Below are 25,623 nucleotides of genomic sequence, written 5' to 3' on the forward strand. Positions count from 1 at the left end.
CTTTCGGCGTCTGGGGTCGTTGGCGTCTGGGGTCGTTGGCGTCTGGGTCGTCGGCGTCTGAGGTCGTTGAAGTCTGCGTCGCAAGCGAGCCGTCCGGTCGTGACGGGGCCATCGCAAGCGAGCCCCCGCTGCTGTCGTCGCGATCTGGTGCCGACCGCTCGCTGGCCGGAGGGTCGGGTTCGGTCCCGCCGTTGCTCGCCTGGGGCGGCGCGGCTTTCGCTTGACGATAGTGATGTTATAACATTACAAAATCTCCCGCCAGAGAGGATCCATGAGCAAATCCGAAATCATCCGCAGACCTCGTTTTGGAAGCGCCGGCGTTGCGAGCGACGGCCAGCGCCCGCTCAGGGGGACGGGTGAGGTCGTGCGCGGAATTGATTTCCGATCGAAGCGGCGCGAACGGATCTATGATCCGGACAAGATCTGGTCGGGTGAGCACACCACGCAGGACTTCATCGAGGTCTGAAGCGGATCGGGGTGCATGTCGCGGGGGCGTCCTTCGCTCGCGCGTCGTTGCGCGTGGCGCACGACTCGGCGGCATTGCTGCCGGAAGCGTCGATTTGATCGCGCGCGGGGTTGCGGCCGCACCGCTTCTCGGTCATGAACTGGCTCTCGCAGCGGATGCTTAGCGCGGCGGATCGTCCGGCCGGGCCGGCATCGCTGACCGCGACCGCCGGTCAGGCGGCGGCGCGTGTCAACCGCGACGGACGTGCATGAATTTTCTCGCAGGCTTTGCCGATATCTCGCTGCTGCAGCTCCTGCTCGTTGCTTCCGTCGCTTTATTCGCTTCGATCATCGGCGGTCTCGCCGGCTACGGCACGGGTGCCCTGATGCCGCTGGTGCTGGTGCCGATGGTGGGCGCCGAGCCGGTCGTGCCGATCATCGCGATCTCCGCGATCCTCACCAATCTCAGCCGCGTCGTCGCCTATATCAGCCATGCCGACCGCACGCGCGCCGGCATCGTCATCGCCGCGGCCGCGGTCACCACGGCGCTCGGCGCCTATGGCTATACCCGCCTGACCAATGCCGGCGCGGCCTTCGTGATCGGCACGATGCTGATCATGAGCGTTCCGCTGCGCCGAATTCTGCGCAAGCGTGAGGTCAGGATCGGCAATGGCGGGCTGGCTGCCGGCGCTGTCGGATATGGGGTTCTCGTCGGCGGCACCTCCGGCTCCGGCGTAATCCTGCTGTCGCTGTTGATGGCGGCCGGCCTCGAGGGCGCCGCGGTCATCGCCACCGACGCGATGATTTCGGTGGCGACCGGCGTCATCAAGATCTCGGTGTTCGGCCTTGCCGGCGTTGTCACCGCCCAGGTGCTGGCCTTCGCACTTCTGATCGGTGCGATCGCGGTGCCCGGTGCCTTTCTTGCCAAGGCCTTCGTCGCGCGCATGCCGGTGCACATCCATGCCGCGATCCTCGACGCCGCCGTCATCACCGGCGGCGGCGTGATGATCGCATCGGCGCTGCGGCACCTGCTGCCGGCAGCATAGCCGTTACGGCGTTCCGGGCCGGCCGAGCCGGCCCGGACGACCGTGCTCAGCTTCGGATGAACGCGAGCAGGTCGGCGTTGAACGTGTCGGGATCGACCTGGGCGAGGCCGTGGGCGCCACCCTTGTAGATCTTGAGCTGTGCGTCCTTGACGATCTTCGCGGTCTTCGCCGCGGAGGCCGCGATTGGCACGATCTGATCGTCGTCGCCGTGAATGACGAGCGTCGGCTTGTCGATCTTCTTGAGGTCGGCGGTATAGTCGACTTCCGAGAACTCGTGGATGCAGTCGTATTCGCCCTTGATGCCGCCCTGCATGCCGAGCCGCCAGAACTGTTCGCGCAGCCCCTCGCTGACCTTCGCCCCCGGCCGGTTGAAGCCGTAGAACGGGATCGTCAGGTCCTTGAAGAACTGCGCGCGGTTGGTCGCGGTGCCTTTGCGGATGTCGTCGAACACCTGGAGCGGCGTGCCGTCGGGATTGGCCTCGGTCTTGAGCATCAGCGGCGGCACGGCGCCGACGAGCACCACCTTGGCGACGCGCTTGGAGCCGTGACGGCCGATATAGTGCGCGACCTCGCCGCCGCCGGTCGAGTGCCCCACGAGCACGAGGTCGGTGAGGTCGAGCTTCTCGATCAGCTCGGCGAGATCGTCGGCGTACTGATCCATGGTGTTGCCGTCCCACGGCTGATCGGAGCTGCCGTGGCCGCGCCGGTCATGGGCGATGACGCGAAAGCCCTTCTGGCCGAAGAACAGCATCTGGGCGTCCCAGGCGTCGCCGGCGAGCGGCCAGCCGTGCGAGAACAGGATCGGCTGGCCTTTGCCCCAATCCTTGTAGGCGATCTTCGTGCCGTCCTTGGTGGTGATGAAGGCCGGTGTGCTGCTGCGCTGCGCGCCGTGGTCGGCCGAAGACTTCGCCGTGGCCGGCGTCGATGTCAGCAGCGGTGCCGTCGCCAGCGCCGCGCCGGCTGCGAGCGCCACCCGCCGGGATAGCGATGCTTGATCGGATTCGTTGAAGCTCATGGCCGTACTCCTTAATATCGTTCACGATTAAATCGTGCACGATATTTATGGGCGCGAGAAGGCCGGGTGTCAAGCGCTTGCGATTAGATCGTGTGCGATATAAATTGGGACGGGGAGACCAAGTCGCGAGGCACGATGGCTGGCAAGACGATGGAGCGCCCGGACGGCCCGGAGGTGAAGCTCGACGAGTTGCTGTGCTTCGGCATCTATGCCGCAGGTCACGCCTTCAACCGCGTTTACAAGCAGCTGCTCGACGACCTCAACGTGACCTACCCGCAATATCTGGTGATGGTGCTGCTGTGGGAGCGGGACGACCAGACCGTTGGTGAGCTCGGCTCGCGGCTGTTCCTGGAATCGAACACGCTGACGCCCTTGCTGAAGCGCCTCGAGGCGCTCGGCTACATCGCGCGGCGGCGTGATCCCTCGGACGAGCGCCAGGTGCGGATCAGCCTGACGGAGGCGGGCGCGGCACTGCGCGCCAAGGCCGCGACCGTCCCGGCCTGCATCCAGGCCGCCTCCGGATTGACCGCGGCGCAGGCGCGGCAGTTGCTGAGCGGCGTGACGGCGTTGCGCGCGGCGCTCGATAGCTACGAGCCGGAGTGACAGTCCGCCGAGCGGTGCAGACGAAGCCGGAGATCGCCGATCACCGTCCGTACTGCGCGTCGCTTACATGCTCCATCCAGGTCACCGGACTGCCATTCAGCGACTCCTGGATCGCGATGTGGCTCATCGCGGTGGTCGCCGTCGCGCCATGCCAGTGCTTGAGCCCCGGCGGAAACCATACGACATCGCCAGGACGAACCTCCTCGATCGTGCCGCCCTCGCGCTGTACCCAGCCGAGCCCGGAGGTGATGATCAGCGTCTGTCCGAGCGGATGGGTATGCCAGGCGGTGCGGGCGCCGGGCTCGAAGGTGACGTGAGCGCCATTGGCGCGGGCCGGGTCCTGGGCCTGAAACAGCGGGTCGATGCGGACCGCGCCGGTGAACCACTCGGCCGGACCTTTGCCGGATGGCCGCGAGCCGGCGCGCTTGATGTCGATGTCCATGATCTCATTCCTCTGCTGGGCCGCGGGCGCGGTCGCGCTCTTGGCAGTGATGGGTGCGGCGATGGCGCTGGCCATCGCCGCGAGCAGGTCGCGACGACGCATGGCCACGCTCACTCCGCCACGATGGTCACCTCGACGGATCCGGGCACCTCGAGCGCCGCCACGCTGCCGTCGATTCTGCCGAGAACGATGACGCCCGGCGATGGGATCGGTGTCCCGTCATGGCGGTAATAGATAGCGACATCAGGCCCGGGCGACCAGTAGATCACGTCGCCGATCGCGTAGTCGCGGCGTCGCTCGCCACCCTCGGTGAGGGCGCGGGGAAGATGGGCGAATTTTTCGCGGCCGAACAGGTCTTTCATAGTGAAGGACAGCGGCAGCAGCGCGACAAAGTCGCGCGTCGTCGGGTTGTCCTGCAGCGTGGCCGATGCGGCCTTGCCGTTGATCGTCAGGCGAAGCTTCATGATCTGTCCTGTCCGGAGCGGTGGTGCCGTCGTTTCCCCTGCTGCCTCGGCGCGGTGCGTGAGCGCCAGCGCGAGCGTGGCGGCGAGCAGATGCGTCGTGGCGGCACGGATCATGCCACGGTCATTCCGCCGTCGACGGTCAGCGCGTGGCCGATCACGTAGCTCGCGCCCGGACTGCACAGCCACAGCACCGCAGACGCGATCTCCTCGGGCCGGCCGGCGCGGCCGATCGGCACCGTGTTGGCGATGCCGTCATAGGCGGTCTCGTCACCGGCGACGACGTCGCGCGCGATCTGCGTATCGATCAGGCCGGGATTGACCGCATTCACGCGGATGCCGTGCCTGACGACCTCGAGCGCCGCCGTCCGCGTCAGCCCGACCACGCCATGCTTGGAGGCGATGTAGGAAGCGATGCCGGGATTGCCGGTCAGCGCGCCGACCGACGCGTTGTTGACGATCGCGCCGCTGCCCTGTTTCTGCATCTGCCGCAACTCGTAGGCCATGCAGCTCCAGACACCGCGCAGATTGATGCCGATCACGCGGTCCCAATCCTCGCGCGGGCTGTCGGTGATCGGGGCGATGCGCGCCATCACGCCGGCATTGTTGAAGGCGGCGTCGAGCCGCCCGAAGGTCGCGACGGTGCGATCGACCAGCGCGGCCACGTCGGCGTCGTCGCTCACGTCGCAGCGGATTGCCAGCGCGTTGTGACCGCGACCAACCAGCTCCCTGGCTGCTGCGACCACCGCATCCTCTCTGATATCCGCGAGCACCACAGCGGCGCCGGCCACAGCGAAGGCCTGCGCCGTTGCCAGCCCCATGCCGGAGGAGGCGCCGGTGACCAGCGCCACCTTGCCGGTGTAGTCCAACGGGTTTGTCATCGAACAAGTCCTTCTTCGTGGATCGGACGCCGGCGCCGTCGGGCACGGCGGCCGGTCGAAGCCCTCAGGGCTGCAGCAGCACCTTGATCGCGCGGCGCTCATCCATGGCGCGATAGGCGTCCGCGACCTTTTCGAGCGGCAGCGTGAGATCGAACACCTTGCCGGGGGTGATCGCGCCGCTCATCACCAGGTCGATCAGCTTGGGGAGATATTTGCGCACCGGGGCCGGACCGCCATGCAGGTGGACGTGCGCGAAGAACAACTCCTCGCCGTTCAGCTCGACCCCGTGCGGGACGCCGACATAGCTGACATAGCCGCCGGGACGCGCGGCGTGGATCGCCTGCAGCATCGATTGCTGCGTGCCGACGCATTCCAGCACCGAGTCGGCGCCGATGCCATCCGTCATGTCCATGATTTCAGCCACGCCCGCGTCGCCGCGCTGGGTGACAATGTCGGTGGCGCCGAATTCCAGCGCGAGCTTCTGCCGGCTCTCATGCCGGCTCATCGCGATGATGCGCTCGGCGCCCATCTGTCTGGCGGAGAGAATGCCGAGCAGGCCAACGGCGCCGTCACCGACCACGGCGACCGTCGTTCCCGGCTTGACGTTGGCAGCATCGGCGGCGAACCAGCCGGTGCCGAGCACGTCCGAGGTGGTCAGGATGCTCGCCAACTGCTCGGGCGAGGGGACTCCGGGCGTCGGCACCAGCGTGCCATCGGCCTGCGGCACCCGCAGGAACGGCGCCTGGGCGCGGCTGATGAACTCGCGCTTCACGCAGGACGACTGATAGCCGAAATTGCAGTGCGGGCAGGTATTGTCCGACGTGGCGAACGAGCCGACGACGAACTGGCCGGGCTTGATCCGGCGCACCGCACGGCCGACCTCCTCGACCACGCCGCAATATTCGTGGCCCATCGGCGTCGGGCCGTTCAGCGGCTGCAGGCCGCGATAGGGCCACAGATCCGAGCCGCAGACGCAGGTTGCGGCAATGCGGATGATGGCGTCGGTCGGCTCGATGATATCTGGCGTTTCGCGGTCCTCGAAACGCACGTCATGTGGACCATACAGAACAGCGCCGCGCATGGCTTGGTCTCCTCACAGGGGCTTGCCGCCATGGCTCATTTAGCGCGCGCCTCGACCGGCACTAGCCGCTATAATCGGCATGCACTTATAAGCAGGATTGATGAATGCAGGGCGGCAGACTGGACGATCTCCTGGCCTTCGTGGCGATCGCGCGCGAGCGCAGTTTCACCAACGCAGCGGCCAAGCTCGGCGTCTCGCAATCGGCGCTGAGCTACACGATCCGCGAGCTCGAGGCGCGGCTCGGCGTGCGGCTGTTGACGCGCACCACGCGCAGCGTCGCGCCGACCGCGGCGGGGCTGCGTCTTCTCACCACCGCAGGCCCTCGCCTGGAGGAGATCGAGGCGGAGCTCGCGGCAATCCGCGAATTGCGCGACAAGCCGGCTGGCACGATCCGCATCACGGCGACCGAATATGCTGCCGAAGCGATCCTGCTGCCGAAGCTCGCGAAGCTGTTGCCGGCCTATCCCGACATCAAGGTCGAAATCGTGGTCGACTACGGCCTCACCGACATCGTGGCCAAGGGCTTCGATGCCGGCGTCCGCAGCGGCGAGCAGGTCGAGAAGGACATGGTGGCGGTGCGGATCGCGCCGGACATGCGCATCGCCGTGGTCGGTGCGCCGTCCTATTTCAAGACGCGGCCTGTTCCAAAGAAGCCGCAGGACCTGATCGGGCACAATTGCCTGACCTTGCGGCTGCCGACGCATGGCGGCCTGCATGCCTGGGAGTTCGAGAAGGGCGGCCGCGATCTGCGCGTCCGCGTCGAGGGCCAGCTGACCTACAACGCAACCTCGCAGATCATGAAGGCCGCGCTCGCCGGCCTCGGCCTCGCTTACGTGCCGGAGGGCTGGGCGCAGCCGCACATCGCCAAAGGACGTCTGAAGCGTGTGCTCGAAGACTGGTGTCTGCCCTATTCGGGCTATCATCTTTATTACCCGAGCCGCCGCCAGCAGTCGGCGGCCTTCACGCTGCTGGTCGAGGCGCTGCGCCATCGCGCGTGAGCAGATCGTGTGCGTGCGGCACGGCCGGCGGTTGCGGGCCTCGCCTTTCGAGACGCCCGCTTGCGGCGGGCTCCTCTGGGTGAGGGGCGGGGTCGTTCGCTCAGGAGCCAGTTTGTAGCCCGAATGAGCTCCACCCGACGCCTCTTCGGCGTCGGCTGGAGCGACATCCGGGTTCACCAGCGGCAGCGCGTGAGAACCCGGATGTCGCGTCCGCCTTCCGCCCTCCGGGCGCAGGCTCCCGCTCATCCGGGCTGCGATTTGGCTGCGGCATGTCGCCTCGATTAATCGAACCGACTCATAGGTGCATGCGAAGCCGGACGGCTAATGCGAGGCGGACGCAGGCGATAGACGTGACGCCTCGTTTTCTGTCCGCGCGGCCGGCTGTCCGCCGCCGATGCCCTGGGAGTAGCACCATGGAAGTGACCATCAACGGCAAGCGCCATCAAGTGACGATGGCCGACGACACGCCGCTGTTGTGGGTGATCCGCGACGAGTTGGGCATGACCGGCACGAAATACGGCTGCGGCATCGCGCAATGCGGCGCCTGTACGGTGCTGATCGACGGCCAGGTGACACGCTCCTGCGTCACGCCGGTCGGCAGCGTCGCCGGGCAGCAGGTCACCACGATCGAGGCGATCAGCGACGACGCGGTCGGCCGCCGCGTGGTCGAGGCCTGGGTGGCCAACCAGGTGCCGCAATGCGGCTATTGCCAGTCCGGCCAGGTGATGGCCGCCACCGCGCTGATCAAGCAGACGCCGAAGCCGAGCGAGCAGGACATCGCCGCCGCCATGGTCAATCTGTGCCGCTGCGGCACCTACAATGCGATCGCCGCCGCCGTGCGGCAGGTCGCGCAGGGATGAGGGCAAGCGCACATGAACAGGATCATTCGCGATCACTCCTCCACCACGTCCGCCGGTCGCCCGGTCAATCTCTCGCGCCGCGGCTTTCTCGGTGCTGCCGCCGGCGCGCTGGTGCTCGGCTTCGATCTGCCGGGCACCAAGGCCGTCGCGCAGGGCGCGGCGCCTGTCGCCAAGGCGCCGAACGTTGCAGCGTTCCTGGAGATCCGCCCCGACAGCACCATCCTGCTGCGCAGCCCGTTCATCGAAGGCGGGCAGGGCATCTCGACCGCGCTGGCGCAGATCGTCGGCGAGGAGCTCGACGCCGATCCCGCGACTTTCGTTGTAGAATGCGCGCCGCCCGGCGCCGATTATCTCGTCGTCGGCGGGGCCCGCTTCACCGGCGGCAGCTTCTCCGTACGCGCGAGCTACGCGACCATGCGCCGTGTCGGCGCCTCGGCGCGGCAGATGCTGCTGCAGGCCGCCGCCGCGCGGTGGCGCGTGCCGGCCGACAGCCTCTCCACCGAGCCCGGCCGCGTGCGTCACGCCGCCTCGAACCGCACGCTCGCCTATGGTGAGCTCGCCGCTGACGCGGCCAAGCTGCCGGTGCCGGAGACGGTCGCGCTGCGGCCGGAGAAGGACTTCCGCTGGATTGGCAAGCCGTTCGCGCGGCTCGATGCGCGCGACAAGTCGACCGGCAAGGTGAGCTACGGCATCGACCTGAAGGTCGACGGCATGCTGCAGGCCGCCGTGCAGCACGCGCCGCGCCGCGGCCAAGAGCCCGGCGCCTTCGCCAATGAGGCCGAGGTCAAGGCGATGCCCGGCGTGCATTCGATCCATCGCTTAGCTGGCGCGGTCGCCGTCGTCGCCGAGCGCTGGTGGTACGCGCGCCGCGCGGTCGAGACGCTGAAAGTGACGTGGACGGAGCCCGCGGCCGGCGCGCAGGGCGTGGTGCCCGCGAACTTTTCGTCGGAAGGCCGCAAGGCCCAGCTCGGGGCCACGCCGGGGCCGGGCTTCGATGCGGAGAAGGTCGGCGACGTCACGGCTGGCCTTGCGGGAGCCGGGCGCGTCATCACTGCGAGCTACGACGCGCCTTATCTGGTGCATGGCCAGCTCGAGCCGCCCTCGGCGATCGCGCGCTGGAATGCCGACGGCACGCTCGATCTGTGGCTGCCCAACCAGGCGCCGGAGATGTTCCAGGCTGCCGCGGCGAAAGTCGCCGGCATCACGCCCGACAAGGTCAAGCTGCACTCGCCGCCGCTCGGCGGCTTCTTCGGCCGTCACTTCGTCTATCCGCCGGCCAATCCGTTCCCGCAGGTGATCCAGCTCGCCAAGGCCGTCGGCCGTCCGGTGAAAGTGATCTGGAGCCGCGAGGAGGAGTTTTCGCGCGATGCCATGCGCCCGCTCGGCTTCGCGCGCTTCAAGGGTGGCCTCGACAAGGACGGCATTCCCGTCGCGATCGAGGCCGAGGCCGTCGGCGACGGCCCGCTGGCGCGCTGGTTCGGCCGCAAGCCGGACACTGCTGACTCCTCCGCTGTCGAAGGCATTGCCGAGAAGCCCTACGCGATCCCGCACCGGCGCGTCGCCCATGTGCTGGTCGAAGATCCCAACGTGCTCGGCTTCTGGCGCTCGGTCGGGCATTCGATGAACGACTTCTTCTACGAGACGTTCTTCGACGAGCTCGCCGATGCCGGGCGGCAGGATCCGTATCAGCTGCGGCTGCGCCTGCTCGCTGACAAGCCGCGCCACAAGACGCTGCTCGAAGCCGTGGGCGAGCTTTCCGGCGGCTGGAAGCGCGGCCCGTTCACCGCCGCCGACGGCAGCAAGCGGGCGCGCGGCGTGGCGATGGCCTCGCCGTTCGGCAGCGAGGTCGCGACCATCGCCGAGGTGTCGCTGAAGGACGGCGCCGTGCGCGTCCACGATGTCTGGGTGGCGATCGATCCCGGCCGCATCGTCAATCCGGCCATCATCGAGTCGCAGGTCAATTCGGCGGTCGCGCTCGGCCTGTCCTCGGCGCTGCTGGAGGAGATCGTCTTCGTCGACGGCGCGCCGCAGGCGCGGAATTTCGACGCCTATCCGATCCTGCCGCCGGACCGGATGCCGCGCGTGCATGTCCGCATCGTCGAGAGCGGCGCGCCGATGGGCGGCATCGGCGAGCCCGGTCTGCCGGGCGTGCCGCCCGCGGTGGCCAACGCCGTCGCGGCACTCACCGGACAACGCGTTCGTAGCCTGCCGCTGTCCAAGGTGAAGTTCGAGGAGGCGGCCGGTCGCACGTAAGGCAACGCTGGAGCTGCGTAGCCGGTGCGCTCCCTCTCCCCGTTCTTACGGGGCGCGACGAGCTTCGCTCGCGCTGAGAGGGGCGGGGTGGGCAGCCACACGGGTGGTGCATCTGGGGCCGCCGACGCATGACTCCGATGGAGTTGTGACTGTCACGTCGTATGTGCCATGCCCCTCACCCGGATTGCTGCGCAATCCGACCTCTCCCCGCGAAGGGCGGGGAGAGGTTGCGCAGGCCGCGCCGGTTTTTTCACTTGGCGTTTGCTCGATCGGTGCAAGCTCGTCTGAGCGGAGTCCATTCATGCAGCGCGGCTATCTCGATCACCTCAAGGCCTTCAAGGCCGTCGGCCGCGAGCGCTCCTTCACCAAGGCCGCCGCCAAGCTTGGCGTCTCGCAATCCGCCCTCAGCCATACCATCCGCGAGCTCGAGAGCCGGCTTGGCGTGCGGCTGCTGACACGCAACACCCGCGGCGTCAACCCGACCGAGGCGGGCGAACGCCTGCTGCGCACCGTGGCGCCGCGGCTCGACGACATCGAAGCCGAGCTTGCGAGCCTCAGGGACTTCCAGGACCGGCCGGCCGGCACCATCCGGATCAGCGCCGGCGATCACGCCGTCCGCGCCATCCTGTGGCCGAAGCTCAAGCGGCTGCTCGCGGCCTATCCGGACATCAATGTGGAGTTGGTTTCGGACAACAAGCTCGTCGACATCGTCGAGGAGGGATTCGATGCCGGCGTGCGCCTCGGCGAGCAGGTTGCCAAGGACATGATTGCGGTGCGCATCAGCCCCGACATCCGCTTTGCTGTGGTCGGCGCGCCGTCCTATCTGGATGGCCGCTCTCCGCCGGAACGGCCCGATGATCTCGTTGGTCACCGCTGCATCAATCTGCGGCTGTCGACCCATGGCGGTCTTTACGCCTGGGAGTTCGAGAAGCGGGGCAAGGAGCTGAAGGTGCGGGTGGAGGGGCAACTCGCCTTCAACAGCATTTTCGAGGTCTATGAGGCGGCACTCGCCGGTTTCGGCCTGGCTTACGTTCCGGAAGACATGGTGCTGGCGGATGTTGCCGGCGGCCGACTGCGACGCCTGATCGAGGATTGGTGCGTGCCCTGGACCGGCTACCATCTCTATTACCCGATCAGCCGCCAAACCTCGGCCGCGTTCGATCTGGTCGTCGATGCGCTTCGCCATCGCCGCTGAGGCCTGTCCGCCGGTCTGATGATGGTCACGCCACGCGGGCGCCGCTCTCCGGATCGGCGGGCGCGATCGGTCTGGTCTCGGCGCGCGCAACGATGGCGTCGAGCGTCGCGACGGCCCGGCTGGTCATCTCGTCGATCGGCGGGACCATGCCGCCGGAGGCGAGCTCGACCCGGTTGCGGCCCCTCTGCTTGGCACGGTACAGCGCGCCGTCGGCGACGCGCAGGATCTCCGGCAGATCGATGCCGGCCTCGGGATAGGCGGCGACGCCGACCGAGATCGTCACCCGCGGCAGCATGCCGTCACCATAGCTGATGTTGAGCGCCTCGACGCGGGCGCGCAGCTCCTCGGCGCGCAGCGCGGCTTCCTCGATGGTGCAGTTCGGCAGCAGCACCACGAACTCCTCGCCGCCGAGGCGGCACGGCATCTCGCCGTCGGCGAACGTCGCCTTGAGGATCTCGCCGATGTGGCGCAGCACGGTGTCGCCGGCCTCGTGGCCGTGATTGTCGTTGAACGACTTGAAGTGATCGATGTCGAGTGTCACGACGCTGACCGGCGTGCGGCTGCGCGCGGCGCGCAGCAATTCGCGGCGAGCGGTCTCGATCAGGTAGCGGCGGTTGTTCAGCCCGGTCAGCGCATCGCGCAGCGACTGATCGCGCAGGCCCTCGCGCAGCTTCACGTTGGCGATGGCGATCGACAGATGCTCGGCGCAGGCGAGCCCCAGCCTTGCGCGATCGGCAAAACGCGCCTTGGCCTCGGCCTCGGTCTCCTGGCCCGTGGAGTTGTATTCGACATGCAGCAGGCCGACGGTCTCGCCATGGGCCAGGATCGGGATGCAGCAATAGTTCTCGTTGACGCCGTCATGCACGTGGTCGCAGCGGAATTCGACCTCGCTGGTGCCGTGGATGTAGACATGGCCGCGGCGCAGGCTCCAGCAATCGTCCGGATGCAGCGCGCGCGTCGTCGAGCTGCCGTTCCATTCGGCGGCGATCTCGAGCACGTCGCGGCTGTCGGCATAGATGTAGAGCGCGCCGGTGCATTCCGGCATCAGGCCACCCAGCACTGTCGAGATCATCTGGTACAGCTCCGGCTCGGACTTTGCCGATTGCAGCCATTCGCTGAGCTCCGACAAGGTCCGTGTCGCTGCGTTGAGCCGTTCGTTCTCGACCAGACTCGCGCGGAACACCGCCAGCGCCCGCGCCATCAGGCCGAGCTCGTTGGTGTGATCGGCATAGGGGATCTCGGTCTGCAGCTCGCCCTTGGCGATCGCCTCCATGCTGCGCGTGATCCGGAAGATCGGCATCGAGACGTCGTGAATCACGAAGAGCAGCGTGGCAAGCCCGATCATGATACTGACGCCGTTGACCGACCACAGCACCCAGCGAAAGATCTGCGCGTCCAGCGTTGCGCTGTTGATCGCGCTGTCCGCGCGGTGATCGGCGAGCCTGATGCCGTGCTCGACCGCATCGACCACGGCCTGGAAGAGCGGGGGCGTCTCGATGTTGACGACACGCTCCAGACGGTCGCGGTTGGCGCCGACCTCCGGCTCCAGCATGACGGCCTGCTGCTTCTGGTACATGTCCCATTTGTTGACGAACTGGTCGAACGCCATCCTCATCGGCGCGTCGTCGCCGATGCTCTCCTTGAAGCGCGCGATCTTCGCATCGACCTCGGTGGTGCGGCGGCGGAGCTCCTGCTCGGCCGCGGCACGCGGCTCGGCCGCCGTGGACAATGCGGCGCGGATCGCGACGAGGTGGGTGTGGGCGACATCGACATTGAGATCGGCGAGGGCGCGGATCTCCGGCAGCCGGTCGCGGTTGATGCTCTCGACCGCGTCCTGCAGCGCCGACAGCCGCATCGTCGCCAGCACCGACACGCCGGCCAGAATGGCCAGCAGCAGGAATACCGAGGTCAGGAGCGAGTTCCTGATCGACACGCTCAGGGAGATCTGCGGCAGATTGAGAGCCATGACACCGTCGCTGCACCAATGGCTTGCGATCGGTCGAAGCGGCGCGCACGGACTGGCGCCTTTCCCCTCCAAGCCCCGCAGCAACTACACCTGGGGGCGGATTGCGATTGGGTTACGGCGGCTCCGTAGAGCACCGGGGGGCGGCACCAATGGCGCGGCTGGTTAAGGTCGCGTGTCGCTGCAGAGTGAATTTCGTACTAACGATGCAACCGGGCACGGGGATCGGTGATCGATTCTGAAGAGATGGGCAATCGCGGCACGGTCGTCTGCCAATGAGTTCCTCCGTCATGCCCGGGCTTGTCCCGCCGGCGCGGCCGAAGCCGCTCCGGCGCGGCGAAGGCTCCGGGCATCCGCGTCGTTCCGCAGGCGCCGGGCGACGTGGATGGCCGGGACACGCCCGGCCATGACGACGTGAAAACAGACCAGAGCCATACGCAGAGCGCCTTATACGACAGTCCTAAGGCGCGGGGCGGATGCCCCGGGCCAGGTGCAGCCTTGTCGTGCTTGCTACGATGATCGCGCCGTCCGAGTCAGCCCCACTTCATCTCGCCCTTCGTGACCTTGGCGCCGATGTCGAGCGCGATGCCCATGCCGAGGCCGGGGAATTTCGCCTCCATCGCGGCCTTCAGCGCCGCGGCGTCCTTGGCCTTGGCGAGCTCGTCCTCGAACGCGATGAGATAGGCCTTGGTGTGCCGAACGCCGGACAGGCCGGTGGCAGCGTCCGGGGCAGCATGGCCGGCAACCACCACGGCCGGAGCGCGTGCGATGATCGTGTCGAGGGTCGCGACCCAGGCGGCGCGCTGCTCCTTGCTCGGGGTGTCGGCGGTCCAGACATGCACGCCCGAGAAGATCATGACGCCGCCGAACACGGCCTTGAGCGAGGGCACCCAGAGATAACGCCGGTTGGCGAGCCCCTCGGCTGCGACGATCTCGATCGTCTCGCCATCGACCGACAGCGACGGGCCATCGAACGGCTCGGGCAGAACGATGTCGGCCATCGTCTGCGGGCCGTTCTCCTTCAGTTGCGGCCCCCAGACCGCGAGCTTCTTCTCGACATTGCCCTTGATCGCCTCGACGGTCGCCGTGGCGGCGAGCACCTTCACGCCGGGGAACGCCTCGCGGATCGGCTTGAGGCTGAAGTAGTAGTCAGGATCCGACTGGCTGACATAGATCGCCGTCAGCGACTTGCCGCTCGCCTTGATCGCGGCCGCCACCGCGCGGCCATCCGGATAGCTGAAGCCGCCATCGATCAGCAGCGCTTCGGTCGGGCCCGAGAGCAGCACGGGTGCGCGGAAGAAGCCGTTCGGGCCGGCCGGAAAATGCGTCCAGCTCAGCTTGCTGTCGGCGGCACGGCCCGTCACGGACGCGCCGAGAATGGCCGCGGCAGTCCCTGCAAGAGTGGTCGTCATGATCTGTCTCCGGGTCGGCATCTCAGTCTCCTTGGTGTTGTGAAAGGATGAAGCCGGGCAGTCGACGGCGCTCCGGCCGTGCGCGACGGCCGGGTGACGTGTGCCGGGCGAAGGTGAGCTGGTTGGCTCAGGAAGCTCCTAGCTGCGCGAGCAGGCCGTCGATCGGCTGGTACAACACGTTGCCGGGCAGGGGCCTCTGGTCCGTGCCGTCCCCGGCCAGCAGGGCCGGTACGCCGGACAAGCCGTGGCGCCGCATCAGGGCCTGCGCGGTCTGGATGCGGCGGCCATAGGCTTCGACGAGCAACGGGTCGCGCGCCAGCATGCGTTCGGCGGCCTCTGCGAAGCCTGCCGATCGAAGGACCTCGCTGACGCCCGCGGCGCTCACGATGTCCTGGCCGTGCACATAGCGCGCGAGCTGCAGCTCCTTCAGCGCCGTGAGCTCCCGGTCGGGCTCGGTGACGTGGACCGCCGTCAGGCCGAGGGACGCGGCGGTCGAGTCGAATGCGCCGCCGGCGCCGAGAATGCGGGTGCGGTAGGCGTCGGTGAAGCGCTGTCCGGTCAGCTTGGCGATGCGCTGATCGTTGCTCCAGGCATATTCGGCAAATTGCGCGTCCATCCGGCCGGCGCCCCGGCCCGCGAACAGGCCGGTGGGCAGCAGCTCGAGCGCGACCGTGTGGCGGGCAGCGAGCTTCTCGAGCACCGGGCCGGCCCCGTAGCACCAGCCGCAGAGCGGATCGAACAGATAGGTCAGTCGCATCTCCAGAACCCTGTCTCGGATCGCCATGGCGCTCACATAGCCCGATCTCCTTTGTTGAGAAAGGCAGCATAATCGGACAGACTGTATGCCAAAGACTGACAATCACATCGGGGCAACATGGAGCCGATCAATCTCAATCGCCTCGTCTATTTCGCGGCCGTGGTCGACGCCGCGTCCTTCACCCGCGCGGCCGGCCGGCTCGGGATCAGCAAGGCCGTGGTCAGCCAGCAGGTCGCGCAGCTCGAGCGCGAGCTCAGAACCGACCTGCTGGTGCGGACCACGCGCCGGGTCGAGCCGACCGAGGCCGGCCGTCTGCTGCACGCCCGATGCGCCGCGATCCTGCGCGAGGCGGAGAGCGCGATGGCCGAGCTGGCGCAGACCAATGCTGCGCCGATGGGCCTGTTGCGGATCGCCGCGCCGAACGACTACGGCACCTGCACGCTCGCCCCGATCGTGACGGCGTTCTCGCGGGCCTATCCGGCCTGCCGGGTCGAACTGATCCTGTCCGACAGCAAGATCGACCTCGTCGCGAGCCAGATCGATCTCTCGATCCGCGTCGGATGGCTCGACGATTCGACCCTGCAGACCCGGCGGATCGGCAGCTTTCGTCAGTTGCTGGTGGCCGCTCCGAACGCGATCAAGCGCGTCGCGCATCCGCGCGACCTGGCCGCGCTGCCCTTCATTGCGAACACGGCGCTGAAGGAGCCGCTCACATGGCAGTTCACGAAAGGGAGTGCCGCGCGGGAAATCGTGCAGATGAGCCAGACGCTGACCATCAACACGACGCCGGCCGTGCTCGCCGCGACCCTGGCCGGCGGCGGCCTCGCGGTGCTGCCCGATTTCCTGATCGGCGACGATCTCGCGGCCGGCCGCCTTGTGCCCATCCTGCCGTCCTGGACGCTGCCGTCCGGCGGCATCCATGCGGTGTTTCCGGCGGCGCGCTTTCGCGCGCCAAAGGTGACCGCGTTCGTGGCGATGCTGATGGACGAGCACAAACGCCCGGCTGCAAGACGCCCGAGCCCGCGATGAGCGCAGCGCGCCGGATCACCGCGCCGGCACGAGCTCCGTCAGCGAGCGGATGATGCGGTCGGGCTTCACATGCGTGCCTTCGGGCAGGCCGTCGCCATGGATGTCGATCCAGATCGAATAGATGCCGAGCCGCTGCGGCGCCTCGATCTCCCATTCCAGATTGTCGCCAATCATCCAGGTGTCCTCGGGACCGACGCCGAGCCGCTCCATCGCATGCAGATAAGCGCGTTCCTCGGGCTTGCCGAAGCCGTGCTCGCCCTCGATCTGGATGTGGTCGAAGCGGTGCGCCAGCGCGAAGCGCTCGATCTTGGCGCGCTGCTGGTCGGCGGCGCCATTCGTCACCAGCGCGAGCCTGACGCCGCGCGCCTTGAACGTATCGATCGCCTCATGAGCGCCGGGGAAGATGAACATCTGCTCGTCGCGATAGGCGGTGAAGCGGTCGGCGATGCGGATCGCAAGCTCGGTCGGCAGGGCCGGGCCGTGGCTTGCCAGCGCAGCGAAGCCGCCCTTCACGACCTCCTGCCGCGCCTGGATCAGCTTCATCCGCCATTCGGCACCGGCGACCGACCAGAAGCTGCGCGCCGAGCCGACGATGGCCGCCGCCACGGCTTGCGGCGCGTGCGGCAGGAGTTCGTCGGCGAACTCGGTGGCGACGATATTCCAGGCGATCTCTGGCCGGCCATAGGCCGAGAGAATGGTGTCGTCCATGTCGATCAACATGGCGCGGGGGAGGGGAGCGGTCATAGTGGATTTACGCGTCGAGTGAAGGAGAGTTTCACGGCCATTTCACCTCGGGGGGCATCGAGGACAGGATCGACTCGACGTTGCCGCCGGTCTTCAACCCGAAGGTCGTGCCGCGGTCATAGAGCAGGTTGAATTCGACATAGCGGCCGCGTCGGATCAGCTGCTCCTCGCGGTCCGCCTCGGTCCATGCTGCGCCGAAATTGCGCCGGACCAGCTCCGGATAGACCTTCAGGAAGGCCCGGCCGACATCCTGGGTGAAGGCGAGATCGGCCTCCCAGTCGCCGGAATCATGATGGTCGTAGAAGATGCCGCCGATGCCGCGCGGCTCCTTGCGATGGGGCAGATAGAAATATTCGTCGCACCAGCGCTTGTACTTGTCATACGGGGCCACCGTGGCGTGCGCATCGCAGGCGCCCTGCAACGCCGCGTGGAAGGCGAGCGTGTCCGGATCCTCTTGATTGCGGCGGCGGTCCAGCACCGGGGTGAGGTCGGCGCCGCCACCGAACCAGGCCTTGGTGGTGACGACGAAGCGGGTGTTCATGTGCACGGCCGGCACGTGCGGCGACCACAGATGCGCGATCAGGGAGATGCCCGAGGCCCAGAACCGCGGGTCCTCGGACGCGCCGGGGATCTGGCTGCGGAATTCCGGGGCGAACTCGCCATGCACGGTGGAGCAGTGCACGCCGACCTTTTCGAACAGCCGCCCGTGCATCATGCCCATGACGCCGCCGCCGCCCGGCGCGCCGCTATGGTCGGTGCGCTGCCAGGGCGTGCGCACGAAGCGGCCGGGCTGGCGCGGATAGAGCGCGGCCGGCGCCTCGTCCTCGAGCTGTTCGAACGCGGCGCAAATCTGGTCGCGCAGGCTCTCGAACCAGGCGCGGGCGCGGGCCTTGCGATCCTCGATAGCGGCAGTGGTCATGAACCTTCCCCTGGCACATTGTCGTTCACGCTGCTGTCAAGAGAGGGTGACAGCTGTCGGTGACAGCGCTGTTGTCGCTGCAGGTGAAGTCCTACCACAAGTGATCAGGCCTGCGGACCGAAATAGGTGCAGGTCTCCCGGCAGCTGTCACGGTGGACGCTGACCTTGGTGACGTGGCCGATGGAGCGGACGCGCTCATAGATGAAGCGTGACAGGTTCTCCAGCGTCGGCAGCCCGATCGCCTCGATCTTGTTCAAGAACTTATGGTCGAGCATGGCTTGGATCTCGCCCAAGCGCTGTGTCAGCAGGCCGAAATCGACGACCATGCCGGTCGTCGGGTCCGGCGTGCCGCGCACCGTGACCTCGGCGCGGAAGGAATGGCCGTGGATCTCCTGGCTGGCTTCCCCGAGCGTCGTATGCGCCAGCGCATGCGCGGCCTCGAAGGTGAACGATTTGGTCAATTCCCACATCGGAAGGGTCGAAGTCCTCTATCTGATGCCGATCATCTTGTGCGTCTGCAGGCTGAGCCGCCATTGCGGATGATGCTGGCAGTATTGAATCGCGCGGGCCGTGTTCGCGGCCGCCTCCGGCCCGTCCATCGGCTGCAGCGAGAAGCGCTGGAAGGCGAGGTCGGCAAACCGCTCCGGCTCGGCGCCGTCCTGCGGATAGACCAGCTTCAGCTCATGGCCCTGCTGCAGCTTCAGCTCTGCGCCGGCTTTCGGACTGACGCAGATCCAGTCGATGCCGTCCGGCGGAATGAGCGTGCCGTTGGTCTCGATCCCGACCGCGAAGTCCCGCGCATGCAGCGCCGCGATCAGGTCCGCATCGACCTGCAGCAGCGGCTCGCCGCCGGTGAGGATCGTATAGCGGTCGGCCGCACCGCCTGTCCATTGCCCGGCGATGGCGGCGGCAAGTGCAGCGGCATCGTCGTAACGCCCGCCGAACGTTCCGTCGGTACCGACGAAATCGGTGTCGCAGAACCGGCACGTCGCGGTTGCGCGATCGGCCTCGCGTCCGCTCCACAGGTTGCAGCCGGCGAAGCGGCAGAACACGGCGGCACGCCCCGCCAGGGCGCCTTCGCCCTGCAGGGTCATGAATATTTCCTTCACCGCGTAGCTCACGCTCACGCTCCCTCAGATTGCAATTGGACGAAATGTCCAACCTGGCGCAGTGCTTCGCCCGCGGCCATCGCGGCGGCCATGGCGACGTTGAGCGAGCGCAGGCCGGGCCTCAGCGGAATGCGCAGCCGCGCGTCGGCGACCTCCGCCACCGTGTCGGGCACGCCGGCGCTCTCGCGCCCGAGCAGCAGGATGTCGTCCGCCTTGTAGCTGAAATCCAGGTAGGAGGTTGCCGCCTTGGTCGTGAACAGCAGCAGCCGGTGGCCCTGCGCGGCCCGCCAGTCCTCGAAGGCGCTCCAGGAATCGTGCCTCCGCCATGCGAGATGATCGAGATAGTCCATGCCGGCGCGGCGAAACTGCCGGTCCGAGACGGCGAAGCCGGCCGGCTCGATGATGTGGGCCGCGAGCCCGAGGCAGGCGCACAGGCGCAGAATCGTTCCGGTGTTTTGCGGAATGTCGGGCTGATAGAGCGCGATCTGCATGCGAATTGGTCTTAAGAATTGGGCGGAACATCCGCTTGGTGAGCGGGAATTGGTGCATGGCGTGCTGCGGGGCCGATAGCGGGCTTGCGCTCGTATCGCAAGGGTGCCAATAGAACGATTCTGGACGGCTTGTTCCCCACCAGGGGCGGTGGCATGAGCTGTTTTCTGCCGCCGCGGGGGACGCGGGCGCCGGCAGGCATCTCCCGATCACGTGCATTCCAACGTCGAGCGGGGCGGTTCCACCGGCTGCAACGAAGAAAGGGTTGGAATCGTGACAGCGTCTACTGCGGATCATCCGACACGCCGGGATTTTCTTTACGTCGCCACGGGCGCAGCCGCGGCGGTTGGTGGCGTGGCCACCCTGTGGCCCTTCATCTCTCAGATGAATCCCGATGCCTCGACCATCGCCGCCGGTGCGCCGATCGAGGTCGATCTTTCGCCGATCGCCGAAGGACAGGACATCAAGGTGTTCTGGCGCGGCAAGCCGATCTACATCTCCCACCGCACCAAGAAGCAGGTCGAGGAGGTCCGCAAGGTTCCGGTCTCGAGCCTGATTGATCCGGCGACCGACCAGTCCCGCACCAAGGACGGCCATGAGCAGTGGCTCGTCGTGATCGGCATCTGTACGCATCTCGGCTGCATCCCGATCGCCCATGAAGGCAATTACGACGGCTTCTTCTGCCCCTGCCACGGCTCGCAATACGACGCCTCCGGGCGCGTCCGCCAGGGACCGGCGCCGCTCAACCTGCCTGTCCCGCCCTATCAGTTCGTTTCCGACACCAAGATCCAGATCGGCTGAGCGGACGTTACGTCCGCAAGCTCAAGCTCGATCGTGCAAGATAATTCTTTCAGGAACGCATCATGAGTGGACCTTCGAACTATCAGCCGAGCCATCCCGCCTTGAAGTGGCTCGAGCAGCGACTCCCCATCATCGGCCTGGTCCACTCGTCCTTCGTTGCCTATCCGACACCGCGGAACCTGAACTACTGGTGGACGTTCGGCGCGATCCTGTCGATGATGCTGGGCGTGCAGATCATCACCGGCGTCATCCTGGCGATGCATTACACGCCGCACGCCGATCTCGCCTTCAAATCGGTCGAGCTGATCGTCCGCGACGTGAACTACGGCTGGCTGATCCGCAACATGCATGCCTGCGGCGCATCCATGTTCTTCCTCGCCGTCTATATCCATATGTTCCGCGGCCTCTATTACGGGTCGTATAAGGCGCCGCGCGAGGTGCTCTGGATCCTCGGCGTCATCATCTACCTGTTGATGATGGCGACCGGCTTCATGGGCTACGTGCTGCCGTGGGGCCAGATGAGCTTCTGGGGCGCCACCGTCATCACCAATCTGTTCTCGGCCGTGCCCTATTTCGGCGAGAGCATCGTGACCCTGCTGTGGGGCGGCTATTCGGTCGGCAACCCGACCCTGAACCGCTTCTTCGCGCTGCATTACCTGCTGCCGTTCCTGATCGCCGGCGTGGTCGTGCTGCACGTCTGGGCCCTGCACGTCGCCGGCCAGAACAACCCGGCCGGCGTCGAGCCCAAGACCGAAAAGGACATGGTGCCGTTCACGCCCTATGCGACGATCAAGGACTTCTTCGGCGTCACCTGCTTCCTGATCTTCTATTCCTGGTTCATCTTCTACATGCCGAACTATCTCGGCGAGGCCGACAACTACATCCCGGCGAACCCGGCGGTGACGCCGGCGCACATCGTGCCCGAATGGTACTACCTGCCGTTCTACGCGATCCTGCGCTCGATCCCGAACAAGCTCGCCGGCGTGGTGGCGATGTTCTCCGCGATCATCGTGCTGGTGTTCCTGCCCTGGCTGGACTCGGCCAAGACCCGTTCGAACAAGTACCGTCCGCTCGGCAAGCAGTTCTTCTGGATCTTCTTCGTCGTCTGCATCGGCCTCGGCTATCTCGGCGCGCAGCCGCCGGAGGGCGTCTATGTCGTGCTCGGCCGCATCCTGACGGTGCTGTACTTCGCCTACTTCCTGATCGTGCTGCCGCTGCTCGCCCGGATCGAGCGGCCGCGGCCGTTGCCGAACTCGATCGCCGACGACGTGCTGGCGAAGTCAGGCCGCAAGGCGGTGGCCACGGCGGTGGTTGGGCTTGTTGCCGCATTGTCGCTGTTCGCCGGAAGCACCGGCGACGCCCGCGCCAGCGAAGGCCAGGAGAACCCGCCGTCGGCGAAGTGGTCGTTTGCCGGTCCGTTCGGCACCTTCGATCGCGGCGCCGTGCAGCGCGGTCTCAAGGTCTACAAGGAAGTCTGCTCGAACTGCCACTCGCTGCAATATGTCGCGTTCCGCAATCTGTCGGAGCCCGGCGGCCCCGGCTACACGCCGGCGCAGGCGGCGGCCTTCGCGGCCGAGTACAAGATCAAGGACGGTCCGAACGACGCCGGCGACATGTTCGAGCGTCCGGGCCGTCCGGCGGACTATTTCCCGTCGCCGTTCCCGAACGAGCAGGCGGCGCGTGCGGCCAATGGCGGCGCGGCTCCGCCGGACCTGTCGCTGATCGCCAAGGCCCGTTCCTACAAGCGCGGCTTTCCCTGGTTCCTGATCGACTTCTTCACCCAGTTCCAGGAGCAGGGCCCGAACTATGTCAACGCGCTGCTGCAGGGTTATGAAGAGACCCCGCCGCACGGCGTCACCATCCCGGAAGGTTCGTACTACAACAAGTACTTCCCCGGCCATGCCATCAAGATGCCGCCGCCGTTGTCGGACGGTCAGGTGACCTTCGATGACGGCTCGCCGGCCACCGTGAAGCAATATGCCCACGACGTGGCGACCTTCCTGATGTGGACCGCGGAGCCGCACATGGAAGCCCGCAAGCGGCTTGGCTATCAGGTGTTTGTGTTCCTGATCATCTTCGCCGGTCTGATGTACTTCACCAAGAAGCGCGTCTGGGCCGCCGCGCACTAGAGACGCACGGCCATCACGGCATGAGATCGAAAAAGCCCCCAACTGGGGGCTTTTTTGTTTTGGCAGTCGGCTCGTCGCCGCCAATTGCGCGATCTGGCAGAGGAGGGACGCATGACATCATGGCTGGCCTTTGCAGGTGCGGCAGTGCTCGAGATCGCCGGCTGCTTTGCGTTCTGGGCGTGGTTGCGGCTCGGCCAGTCGGTGCTGTGGCTGCTGCCCGGAATGGCCGCGCTCGCCGGCTTCGCCGCGCTGCTCACCATCGCCGAGAGCCCGCTCGCCGGCCGCGCCTATGCCGCCTATGGCGGCATCTACATCACCGCGGCGCTGCTGTGGGGCTGGCTGGTCGAGGGCCATCGCCCGGATGGCTGGGACGTCACCGGTGCGGTCATCTGCCTGATCGGCATGGCCGTCATCCTGTTCGCCCCGCGCGCGATGCCGGCGTAGCGTGCCGATGTCGCGCCCCGGATGTCGCCGCACTTATCCGGCTCTCGACATGCTCACGTTCCGGCGAAGCCGATCGGCTGCAGTCGCGCGCGACACATATTTGCGGTAAACCGCATCCCCAACACCCCAACAGAAAATGCGGAGGATCACATGGGCACACTGATCAGTTTCAAGCGCCCCGACGGCCAGGAGGCCAAGGGCTATCTGGCCAAGGCCGCGCAGGCCGATGCGCCGGGCGTCGTCGTCATCCAGGAATGGTGGGGCCTGCAGGACCAGATCAAGGGGATGTGCGACCGCTTTGCGCTGGCCGGCTTCAACGCGCTGGCGCCCGATCTCTACAAGGGCACGGTGGTGCCGTATCACGACACGGACGCGGCCGGGCGCGAGATGAACTCGCTCGATTTCATGGATGCGACCACGCAGACCGTGCGCGGCGCAGCGCAATATCTGGCCCGCAATGGTGCCAAGGTCGGCCTGACCGGCTTCTGCCTCGGCGGCGCGGTGACGATCATCGGTGCGACCAGGATCGATGAGCTCACGGCCGGCGTCGTGTTCTACGGCATTCCGCCGGAGCAGGCGGCCAAGCCCGCCGACGTCAAGATCCCGCTGCAGGCGCATTTCGCCAACAAGGACGATTGGTGCACGCCGGCGCTGGTCGATGGCTTCGAGGCGGCGATGAAGGCGGCCGGCAAGTCGCTCGAGCTCTACCGCTACGATGCGGAGCATGCCTTCGTGAACGAGCAGCGCATGACCGTGCATGATCGCGCCGCCGCCGAGCTTGCCTGGGGCCGCGCCACGGCGTTCTTCCACAAGCATCTCGGGTAAGTAAGCTGAACGCGGTGGGCCCCGCCCATCGGAAACGATCGCGCCGCGCGGCTCAGACCGCGCGGGCGGTCTAGATCTCGGTCGACGACGGCTCGGCCTCGTCGGCCGCCGGCGCGGTGTCGGCCGGATCGAGCGGGTCAGCGATGGTCGGCCCGTCGACGGAGCGCCGCCGACGCTTCGTCCGCTTCGCCTGCGCTTCGAGGAAGCAATCGAGCAGCGTCTGCTGCTTCGGGAGCGCATGCGACACTGAAGGCTGTTTGCCGCGGGCCATGTTAACCAAGGTAATTCAATATGGTTAACCAATCATTGCCATACTATTGCAGGGAAACAACGGTGCTGCCCCCGGGCCCGGTCAAGTTATGTAACTTTTTCGGGTCACGGCAACCAAGAGTGGGTAATTAATGCTCGCTGCACGCGCGCAACATGAGGTTGTGAGGTTCGTCACACCCCTTGGCTGCAGCTTTCGCGCCGTCGGACACGGCCCTATGCCCGCGAATCACCATTGATTCGACGCCGGCTGAGCGCCGATCATGGTCGCCCGGAATGGGGCTTGTTCGTTCAATGAGCGCAATCGCGTCGTCTCCGTTGCGCAGCCGAAACAATCTGAGGTAGTGTTTTCTGTCCTTCTGCTGACGGAGAGAGACGTGCGTGTGGCCTTTGCGCTCGCCGGGCTGGGCGGCCTGAACGCCCATGGCGCCGGCTTCCTCGACACCGCCCGGGCCTGGGGCGTCGCGCCGGATCTGGTCACGGCGACCTCGGGCCAGATCCTGGTGCTGTCGGCCTGGCTGCAGGGCCTCGATCTGCGCCAGCAGCTGATCTCCGCGGATCGCCTCCGCGATCAGACGTCGCAGCTGCGCACCTTGATGTTCGGCTATCCCGGTGTGTTCCGTCCGGCCTATGCCGAGGCGCTGGCGCGTTTTGTGGCCTGGCCGGATTGGCGCGACGGCCCGTTCAACGTCCTCGCCGACCGGCTGCTGCCGGCGCAGCAATATGTTCCGGTGCGCAGCGAGGCCGACTTCGCGCAGGCCGCCGCGACCTTGAACGGGACGTCGATCGGCGTCGTATTCAACACCTACGATCCCGAGTCCGGCACCGGACTCCTCTACGGCAACGACGCCGCGCGCGCGCTGCTGCCCTCCGAGAAGGCGATTGCCAACACCCACGCGGCGCAGGCGCGGCAGTCCGCGGCCAAGCGTGACCTGCGCTACGCCTCCGATGTCGCGGCCGAACGCGCCCTCCATCCGATCACGCCGGAGGCGATCAAGGCCGCGCTGTGGCTGTCGCTGTACGGCTTCACCAGGCTGCCCCAGGGACAGATGGATGGCGCCTATCACCGCGCCAGCATCATCTCCGAGCTGCACGGCTTCGATCGCGTTTTCGCCGTGCGCCCGCTCGCCAATGGCTGGCGGGGCGAGACGCCGCAGAACTGGTTCGAGGTGCAGGACTGGACCACCGAGATGTGGTTCTCGGTCGGCTACAAGGCGGAGGTCGATGCGCTCAAGCGCATCAACGACCTGATCGCGGCGGGCGTCATCACCGATCCCAAATACAAGCGCGTTGATCTGGTCGAGATCCAGCCGGAAACGCCGGCCGGCTATTTCAACTACTTCGTCGAGCGCGGCGAAGTGTACGAGAATGCGGTCATCGCGACGGAGCTGAAGTTTGCTGAACTCGGGCTGGTGAGGCCGACAGAGCAGGCTTAGCTCGCGAACAGACCGCGCCG

27 protein-coding genes are annotated in these 25,623 nt (G+C 66.8%); 13 read left to right on the plus strand and 14 right to left on the minus strand.

The window, feature by feature from the left end:
- Positions 1-271 precede the first annotated feature (271 nt).
- Together BBTA_RS10610 and BBTA_RS10615 are read left to right on the plus strand one after the other, a co-directional pair.
- Positions 272-466: a hypothetical protein gene (locus BBTA_RS10610; protein WP_041750535.1), complete on the plus strand. Its 195-nt coding sequence runs from the start codon at positions 272-274 to the stop codon at positions 464-466.
- A 247-nt stretch (positions 467-713) separates the two neighbouring features.
- Entirely contained in the window at positions 714-1,490 is a 777-nt protein-coding gene (locus tag BBTA_RS10615; protein WP_012042483.1) for a TSUP family transporter, read from the plus strand.
- A 46-nt stretch (positions 1,491-1,536) separates the two neighbouring features.
- Here BBTA_RS10615 and BBTA_RS10620 read toward each other — a convergent pair whose 3' ends face one another.
- The gene (locus BBTA_RS10620; RefSeq protein WP_012042484.1) at positions 1,537-2,505 is read right to left on the minus strand and encodes an alpha/beta fold hydrolase; all 969 of its coding nucleotides are present in this window, start codon (positions 2,503-2,505) and stop codon (positions 1,537-1,539) included.
- Between the two features lie 150 nt (positions 2,506-2,655).
- On the opposite strand from BBTA_RS10620, the gene BBTA_RS10625 reads away from it, so the two are divergent.
- Positions 2,656-3,108, plus strand: a complete 453-nt coding sequence (locus BBTA_RS10625; RefSeq protein WP_041751367.1) for a MarR family winged helix-turn-helix transcriptional regulator — start codon at positions 2,656-2,658, stop codon at positions 3,106-3,108.
- A 40-nt stretch (positions 3,109-3,148) separates the two neighbouring features.
- Here the strand turns inward: BBTA_RS10625 and BBTA_RS10630 are convergent, their stop codons facing one another.
- From BBTA_RS10630 to BBTA_RS10645, 4 genes are all read right to left on the minus strand, one after another.
- The gene (locus BBTA_RS10630) at positions 3,149-3,544 is read right to left on the minus strand and encodes a cupin domain-containing protein (RefSeq protein WP_041751368.1); all 396 of its coding nucleotides are present in this window, start codon (positions 3,542-3,544) and stop codon (positions 3,149-3,151) included.
- 116 nt (positions 3,545-3,660) lie between these two features.
- Complete coding sequence (locus tag BBTA_RS10635) at positions 3,661-4,014, minus strand: cyclophilin-like fold protein (protein ID WP_201767755.1); 354 nt, start codon at positions 4,012-4,014, stop codon at positions 3,661-3,663.
- A 110-nt stretch (positions 4,015-4,124) separates the two neighbouring features.
- Complete coding sequence (locus BBTA_RS10640) at positions 4,125-4,892, minus strand: glucose 1-dehydrogenase (RefSeq protein ID WP_041750536.1); 768 nt, start codon at positions 4,890-4,892, stop codon at positions 4,125-4,127.
- A gap of 64 nt (positions 4,893-4,956) precedes the next feature.
- The gene (locus BBTA_RS10645) at positions 4,957-5,973 is read right to left on the minus strand and encodes a zinc-dependent alcohol dehydrogenase family protein (RefSeq protein ID WP_012042489.1); all 1,017 of its coding nucleotides are present in this window, start codon (positions 5,971-5,973) and stop codon (positions 4,957-4,959) included.
- A gap of 104 nt (positions 5,974-6,077) precedes the next feature.
- Here BBTA_RS10645 and BBTA_RS10650 point away from each other — a divergent pair, with 104 nt between their 5' ends.
- From BBTA_RS10650 to BBTA_RS10665, 4 genes are all read left to right on the plus strand, one after another.
- Positions 6,078-6,971, plus strand: coding sequence for a LysR family transcriptional regulator (locus BBTA_RS10650; protein ID WP_012042490.1), 894 nt, complete (start codon positions 6,078-6,080; stop codon positions 6,969-6,971).
- 413 nt (positions 6,972-7,384) lie between these two features.
- On the plus strand, positions 7,385-7,831 hold the full coding sequence (locus tag BBTA_RS10655) for a (2Fe-2S)-binding protein (protein WP_012042491.1): 447 nt from the start codon (positions 7,385-7,387) through the stop codon (positions 7,829-7,831).
- A 12-nt stretch (positions 7,832-7,843) separates the two neighbouring features.
- Positions 7,844-10,084, plus strand: a complete 2,241-nt coding sequence (locus tag BBTA_RS10660) for a xanthine dehydrogenase family protein molybdopterin-binding subunit (RefSeq protein ID WP_012042492.1) — start codon at positions 7,844-7,846, stop codon at positions 10,082-10,084.
- Between the two features lie 301 nt (positions 10,085-10,385).
- Complete coding sequence (locus tag BBTA_RS10665) at positions 10,386-11,279, plus strand: LysR family transcriptional regulator (protein ID WP_012042493.1); 894 nt, start codon at positions 10,386-10,388, stop codon at positions 11,277-11,279.
- Positions 11,280-11,304: 25 nt separating this feature from the next.
- On the opposite strand, the gene BBTA_RS10670 is transcribed toward BBTA_RS10665, so the two are convergent.
- From BBTA_RS10670 to BBTA_RS10680, 3 genes are all read right to left on the minus strand, one after another.
- Positions 11,305-13,245, minus strand: a complete 1,941-nt coding sequence (locus BBTA_RS10670) for a diguanylate cyclase (RefSeq protein ID WP_012042494.1) — start codon at positions 13,243-13,245, stop codon at positions 11,305-11,307.
- Between the two features lie 530 nt (positions 13,246-13,775).
- Positions 13,776-14,675 carry an MBL fold metallo-hydrolase gene (locus BBTA_RS10675; RefSeq protein ID WP_012042496.1) on the minus strand — a complete coding sequence of 300 codons (900 nt, stop codon included), beginning with the start codon at positions 14,673-14,675 and terminating at the stop codon, positions 13,776-13,778.
- A 106-nt stretch (positions 14,676-14,781) separates the two neighbouring features.
- A complete protein-coding gene (locus BBTA_RS10680) occupies positions 14,782-15,411 on the minus strand; it encodes a DsbA family protein (RefSeq protein ID WP_041751369.1) in 630 nt (209 codons plus the stop codon).
- A 117-nt stretch (positions 15,412-15,528) separates the two neighbouring features.
- Between BBTA_RS10680 and BBTA_RS10685 the strand changes: the two genes are divergently transcribed.
- Positions 15,529-16,440, plus strand: coding sequence for a LysR family transcriptional regulator (locus BBTA_RS10685; RefSeq protein ID WP_012042498.1), 912 nt, complete (start codon positions 15,529-15,531; stop codon positions 16,438-16,440).
- 15 nt (positions 16,441-16,455) lie between these two features.
- On the opposite strand, the gene BBTA_RS10690 is transcribed toward BBTA_RS10685, so the two are convergent.
- From BBTA_RS10690 to BBTA_RS10710, 5 genes are all read right to left on the minus strand, one after another.
- Complete coding sequence (locus tag BBTA_RS10690; protein WP_041750537.1) at positions 16,456-17,184, minus strand: HAD family hydrolase; 729 nt, start codon at positions 17,182-17,184, stop codon at positions 16,456-16,458.
- Positions 17,185-17,215: 31 nt separating this feature from the next.
- The gene (gene hemF / locus BBTA_RS10695; protein ID WP_012042500.1) at positions 17,216-18,103 is read right to left on the minus strand and encodes an oxygen-dependent coproporphyrinogen oxidase; all 888 of its coding nucleotides are present in this window, start codon (positions 18,101-18,103) and stop codon (positions 17,216-17,218) included.
- Between the two features lie 104 nt (positions 18,104-18,207).
- Positions 18,208-18,573, minus strand: coding sequence for a 6-carboxytetrahydropterin synthase (locus BBTA_RS10700; RefSeq protein WP_041750538.1), 366 nt, complete (start codon positions 18,571-18,573; stop codon positions 18,208-18,210).
- A gap of 18 nt (positions 18,574-18,591) precedes the next feature.
- Positions 18,592-19,224: a 7-carboxy-7-deazaguanine synthase gene (gene queE / locus BBTA_RS10705; RefSeq protein ID WP_012042502.1), complete on the minus strand. Its 633-nt coding sequence runs from the start codon at positions 19,222-19,224 to the stop codon at positions 18,592-18,594.
- 2 nt (positions 19,225-19,226) lie between these two features.
- Complete coding sequence (locus BBTA_RS10710) at positions 19,227-19,703, minus strand: tRNA (cytidine(34)-2'-O)-methyltransferase (protein ID WP_012042503.1); 477 nt, start codon at positions 19,701-19,703, stop codon at positions 19,227-19,229.
- 268 nt (positions 19,704-19,971) lie between these two features.
- On the opposite strand from BBTA_RS10710, the gene petA reads away from it, so the two are divergent.
- From petA to BBTA_RS10730, 4 genes are all read left to right on the plus strand, one after another.
- On the plus strand, positions 19,972-20,502 hold the full coding sequence (gene petA / locus BBTA_RS10715) for a ubiquinol-cytochrome c reductase iron-sulfur subunit (protein ID WP_085972692.1): 531 nt from the start codon (positions 19,972-19,974) through the stop codon (positions 20,500-20,502).
- A gap of 62 nt (positions 20,503-20,564) precedes the next feature.
- Positions 20,565-22,631: a cytochrome c1 gene (locus tag BBTA_RS10720; protein ID WP_012042505.1), complete on the plus strand. Its 2,067-nt coding sequence runs from the start codon at positions 20,565-20,567 to the stop codon at positions 22,629-22,631.
- 111 nt (positions 22,632-22,742) lie between these two features.
- Complete coding sequence (locus BBTA_RS10725; protein WP_041750540.1) at positions 22,743-23,075, plus strand: YnfA family protein; 333 nt, start codon at positions 22,743-22,745, stop codon at positions 23,073-23,075.
- Between the two features lie 150 nt (positions 23,076-23,225).
- On the plus strand, positions 23,226-23,900 hold the full coding sequence (locus tag BBTA_RS10730) for a dienelactone hydrolase family protein (protein ID WP_012042507.1): 675 nt from the start codon (positions 23,226-23,228) through the stop codon (positions 23,898-23,900).
- A 70-nt stretch (positions 23,901-23,970) separates the two neighbouring features.
- Here BBTA_RS10730 and BBTA_RS10735 read toward each other — a convergent pair whose 3' ends face one another.
- Positions 23,971-24,147 (minus strand): hypothetical protein, encoded by a 177-nt coding sequence (locus tag BBTA_RS10735; RefSeq protein WP_168167850.1) that lies wholly within the window; start codon positions 24,145-24,147, stop codon positions 23,971-23,973.
- A 397-nt stretch (positions 24,148-24,544) separates the two neighbouring features.
- Between BBTA_RS10735 and BBTA_RS10740 the strand changes: the two genes are divergently transcribed.
- Positions 24,545-25,603 carry a hypothetical protein gene (locus BBTA_RS10740; RefSeq protein WP_012042508.1) on the plus strand — a complete coding sequence of 353 codons (1,059 nt, stop codon included), beginning with the start codon at positions 24,545-24,547 and terminating at the stop codon, positions 25,601-25,603.
- The last annotated feature ends 20 nt before the right edge of the window (positions 25,604-25,623 follow it).

Source organism: Bradyrhizobium sp. BTAi1 (assembly GCF_000015165.1).
GTDB classification, from domain to species: domain Bacteria; phylum Pseudomonadota; class Alphaproteobacteria; order Rhizobiales; family Xanthobacteraceae; genus Bradyrhizobium; species Bradyrhizobium denitrificans.